The organism is Streptomyces sp. NPDC054847 (genome assembly GCF_053610925.1).
Map to the genome: position 1 here is coordinate 1 of NZ_JBSGZJ010000794.1, position 1152 is coordinate 1152.

1 protein-coding gene is annotated in these 1152 nt (G+C 74.4%); it reads right to left on the bottom strand.

The window, feature by feature from the left end:
* Positions 1-1152: AMP-binding protein (locus ACWGH4_RS35290; RefSeq protein ID WP_453468009.1), on the bottom strand; the 1152-nt coding region annotated here is incomplete at both ends.

Below are 1152 nucleotides of genomic sequence, written 5' to 3' on the forward strand. Positions count from 1 at the left end.
GTGCGGTACAGGCGCGCGCCCGGCTCACCGCCGAACGGGTCGGGCACGAACCGTTCGGCCGTCCGCCGCGGATCCCCCAGGTAGCCGCGGGCCACCCCGGCGCCGCCCAGGACCAGTTCGCCCGGCACATAGGCGGGGGCGGGCACCAGCGTGCCCTCCCAGACCACATGGAGGCGGGTGCCGGGCACCGCACGCCCGATCGGCACGGTCCGCGCCCCCTCGGGCACCTCCTCGATCGCGTGCCAGGAGGAGGTGAAGGAGTTCTCCGTCGGTCCGTAGCTGTGCAGCAGGGTGCCGGGCCGCGCCCAGCGCAGCGCCTTGCGGATGTGCGGCACGGAGACGATCTCGCCGCCGAAGTAGACGCGGTGCAGCGACTGCAGCAGATCCGGGGCGTCCTCGATCAGCCGGTTCAGCAGCGGGGTGGTGACCAGCAGCGTGGTCACGTCCGACTCGCGCAGCGCGGCACGCAGTTCGCGGGGACTCAAGACCAGTTCCTTGTCCAGTACCGCCAGCCGCGCACCGTGGGTGAGGGCGCCCCAGATCTCGTACGTGGCGCCGTCGAAGTTGAGCGGGGACAGATGCGAGACGGTGTCGCCCGGGCCCAGCGGCACGAACTCGGGCCGGTGCATCATCCGCAGCACGCCCCCGTGGTGCAGCACCACGCCCTTGGGGCGGCCGGTGGAGCCGGAGGTGTACAGCACGTTGAACGCCGTGTCGGGGCCTGCCGAGGTGAGCGGCGCGGACACCGGCAGCGCGGCCGACGCCGCCCGCACGGCCTGCGGCGTGTGCACGGGCAGCCCCCGCAGCCGCCCCTGCTCGCCCTCCTCGGCGATCAGCAGCCGCGGCCGCGCGTCGGCGACCACCATCTCCAGCTGGGCGTCGGGATACGCCGGATCCAGCGGCAGGTACGCGGCCCCGGCCAGGGCGACGGCGAGCATCACCGTCACGGTGTCCGTGCCCGGCCGCAGCACCAGCGCCACGATGTCGTCGGTGCGCACCCCCTGGATCCGCAGCCAGTGCGCCATCCGCGCGGCGTCCCGGACCAGTTCGCCGTAGCTCAGGCGCCGCCCGTTGTGCAGGACGGCGACGGCGTCCGGCGCCTTCCGCGCCTGCTCCACGACCAGTTCCGCGACACCGGCCGCCGCAGCGGGC